General features: G+C 42.8%; 4 protein-coding genes. 1 reads left to right on the top strand and 3 read right to left on the bottom strand.

What is annotated here, in order from left to right; translation table 11 throughout:
• Window positions 1–416: serine hydrolase (locus tag RMO79_RS18640; protein ID WP_310484740.1), on the top strand; the 416-nt coding region annotated here is incomplete at its 5' end.
• A gap of 208 nt (window positions 417–624) precedes the next feature.
• Here RMO79_RS18640 and RMO79_RS18645 read toward each other — a convergent pair.
• The 3 genes from RMO79_RS18645 to RMO79_RS18655 all read right to left on the bottom strand — a co-directional run.
• A complete protein-coding gene (locus RMO79_RS18645) occupies window positions 625–2,157 on the bottom strand; it encodes an SAM-dependent methyltransferase (protein ID WP_310484741.1) in 1,533 nt (510 codons plus the stop codon).
• 6 nt (window positions 2,158–2,163) lie between these two features.
• Entirely contained in the window at window positions 2,164–2,817 is a 654-nt protein-coding gene (locus RMO79_RS18650) for a restriction endonuclease (protein ID WP_310484742.1), read from the bottom strand.
• Window positions 2,818–2,912: 95 nt separating this feature from the next.
• On the bottom strand, window positions 2,913–3,833 hold a 921-nt coding region (locus RMO79_RS18655), incomplete at its 5' end, for an aldo/keto reductase (protein ID WP_310484743.1).

A 3,833-nucleotide genomic window follows, 5' to 3' on the forward strand; every position in this document is an offset into this window, starting at 1 on the left:
CGCGATCGATCGGCGACAGTCAATTTCGACTCGATCGGTGGGAGACTGCCCTTAATTCATCGATTCCAGGCGATCGACGGGACACAACGACACCCAATGCGATGGGACTATCTCTCCAACGACTCGCCTTTGGAGACGCACTAGAGCCGCGTCTCCAGTTACAATTACGAGTTTGGCTACAGGGCAATACGACTGGAGCGACTCGCATTCGAGCGGGTGTTCCTGCCGACTGGCAAGTCGGCGATAAGACGGGTACTGGCGATTACGGTACTGCCAACGATATTGCCGTGCTGTGGCCGCCACGCCGTGCGCCCGTCGTTGTCGCCATTTACACCACTCAAGGCGAGAAAGATGCTAAGGCGCGTAATGACGTTATTGCATCAGCAGCTCGAATTGTCGTCGATTGGTTGGGTTAATAATATCGCTGGCAATTGCGGACGGACAAGTACCAGATAGACAGATTATGGGGAACAGTCTCCCGATCGAACCGATTTGGGATCTTGGCGATCGATTACCTGCTTCGAGCGCGGCTACGCCAACGGCGTTCGCGTAGCGTCGGCTTTGCCGAATCTTTAGCTAGAAACGGTTATATTACATTCCTCTCAAAGAAATTGCTCGATCGTCTTAATGGGAGGACTGCTCTGCTAGTCCAAATTCCAACTGACCGTTAGAATTTATCTGGACAGCTTCAGCCCATTGCAGATAATTTTCTAAAACTCCCAGTTCTCTTGCAACCGCTTTAAGAGATAACCGCTTGAGGATATCTATTGTAATTGGTCTTTTTTCATCCCAAAAAATCATAGAGTCAAAAAACTCTAACGAAGGATTAGATGTCAGTAACCCAAGAATGAATTTAGCTTCCGCCTCAGTTTCAAAAGACAAAAAATTTACAGTATCGTCAAACATTACCGATTTTCCATCTAAGGGTTTAACAAGACAAAAACTTAGTCTCTTATAAAGCCCAGATATCGCTATTTTCCAATTTTTAAAAGAATATGGGCCAACACCAAAGATAGAGTATGGCGGCTTGTTTTTATAAATAGAACTCTTTCTGTTTTTTAACAATTTATCATAATCGAGTAGATACTGCCATGTTTTAGGAGCTTTATCTTTAATAATACTTGTATCTTCACCAATCGACTTTTGTGTGATCAACACGACTTTTCGATAATCAAGAGTTCTGCCATTGCCAATGTCTGAACTCTTTAAAAGAGGATACAAATAGTTTTCCTCAAGAGTGTATTTTATTCCAAATCCGTTTTGGAATAAAGCATCTTGAACGCGCTCTAGTTCCATGACTTTAGAACAATCATGCTTGATTCCAGACCGCCACAAATATTTTAGATCTTGACCTGTTAAATGCCTCCACTTCTCATATTTAACTGTGTCCCTGACGATCGATTCATCTCTTTCTCCAATTAAATATGATGCTTTTTCAGCTTTCAAATCTTCATAAACCTCATAATCTATATTGCTATTTTTATTAGTAGAAAGAACACAGAGACAAGCCTCTACTGACGCATCAAAATAAGCTTTTGCATCTATTAAATAAAGATACCCAGAAAACCTATTTCCCGATCTCTTCTTGACTTGACGTATAACCTTACGAGCTACAGAATACTTACATAAGACTGCTATAGTGCCTTCTCTTTTAGATAACCATTCAACGTATTGCAACAACATCCACTCAGAAATATCAAAATTTCCTGAGCCTGTAATAGCTGCAATACCTCGTCTATTCTGAAAATTTGACTTTAAAGGAATATTTTGACTATTAAGAATACTCAATTCACTGCTTGTAACCCAAGGAGGATTACCGACTATTAGGATATCGTCAGACAGATTAGAAATAAGAGATTTCCAATCCGTATCAAAGAAATCCGATTTGTATATAGTTGCATTTTCTGAATTCAGATACTCAGATATAGACAGATTTGCTGCTTCGACATATTTTTCATTTATATCTAAGCCTATTACTCTTGAATGTGTGAATTCATTGAGTGAAGCCCTGATAAACGATCCCTTTCCGCAGCTTGGCTCTATAATGACTTTCGGTGATATTTTATGGTTTAGCTTGAGAGTCTTAACTACTTCCCATGCAAGTTCATCGGGAGTTTGAAAATCACCAAATTGCCACTTTTCTAAAGATTTTGTCATTATTAATTATCTAACTCTAAATATTCCTGAAATACTGCCAGCTTGCTGAATAACTCTGCTGTATTGCAATCTCCATTGCAGCGCATTTGAGATCGTCAAATAACCTTGATTCGGAGGTGACTCTAAAATTATTTCGGCTAACTGATTTGCACCAATTTCATCAACTGGCAAATTCCTTTCCATTATAAAAGCAATAATGTCATCTTTATTGCCTTCTCGGTTCAAAATGTCTATAATGCCTTTCGTGGTCTGAAAATCTGCGGTTCTACTTCTATCTATAAAAATAGTATGCTGCATATTTAATCTTCCAGTTCTATTTTCAGAATCATCATATTTGTCATAAACAAAAACCAGAAGATGATATCCTAGACCAAATACTTTTTGAGTTGCTGACCTGAAAGGACAAGAAGATTGTGGTTGCTTGATACTCGTTACCTTGATATCAACTTCAAGCGCGGGAAGGTCAATGCCTAATGCTGAGTTTCCTTGTTGAGAAATGTAGTTTTCAGCCAAATAAGCGGTGAATTTGTGTTCGAGATATGTTCCGACAGCTTTTCCATCTGTCACTCCGTAAAGTACAGGTTCATCATACAGAGATTCTATTTCAGCGAATTTAGCTGCTTCAGCGCACAAATCTTCAATAGTTAATATTGGCTTCATCCCTAATGATAATTCACTTCAGTATTAACCGTACATTAGCACAACGGCTAACGGTCTGAAATCATTGCCGGAACTCGCTCCAGCAATGAATGAAACTAACGGCTCAGGGAGTCCATTAATGCTTCAGGATAACGAGTACCCGCAGCAGCACCGATCGGCATAATTGCTTCAATCTGTTGCAGTTCAGCAGCAGTTAACACAATATCTACTGCGCCCACATTTTCATGCAGTGGTACTTGACGTTTCATCCCAGGAATGGGGATGATATCCTCACCTTTTGCCAATAGCCAAGCGAGGGCGAGTTGGGCAGGCGTACACTGCTTTTGGGTCGCGATTTTCCTGATTTCTTCGACCAATTTTAAGTTGTGATAGAAATTCTCGCCTTGAAAGCGGGGACTGTGCCGCCGCCAATCGTCTGGCGGGAAGTTATCGGGAGATTGAAAGGCTCCCGTTAAAAATCCGCGCCCCAGTGGTGAGTAAGCAACTAAACTCGTGCCTAATTCTCGGCAGACGGGCAACAGATCTGTTTCCGGCTCTCGCGTCCAGAGACTGTATTCTGTTTGCAGCATGGCGATCGGATGCACCTGAGCCGCTCGGCGGAGGGTATCAGCACCCGCTTCTGAGAGTCCGGCATAGCGCACTTTGCCGTCTTGAATTAGGTCGGCGTTCGCGTAGCGTCGGCTCTGCCGAATCGCACCAACAGTGTCTTCGATCGGGACATGCGAATCGACTCGTGCGGGATAGTACAGATCGATGTAGTCCACTCCCAACCGTTGCAAGCTATAAGCTAGAAAGTTCTGCACCGCCACCGGACGGCTATCTTCACCGTTAAAGCCACCTTTATGGTCGCGCAGTGCCCCGAACTTCACGGCAATGAATACTTTGTCGCGGGGAACCCCTTTGATGGCTTCGCGAATCAGCAATTCATTGTGACCCATGCCATAAAAGTCGCCTGTATCGAGAAAGTTAATCCCGATGTCGTTGGCGTAGCCTACCGGAGGTAATCGCGGCTCGAA

This window comes from Chamaesiphon sp. VAR_48_metabat_403 (assembly GCF_031422475.1).
Lineage (GTDB): Bacteria > Cyanobacteriota > Cyanobacteriia > Cyanobacteriales > Chamaesiphonaceae > Chamaesiphon.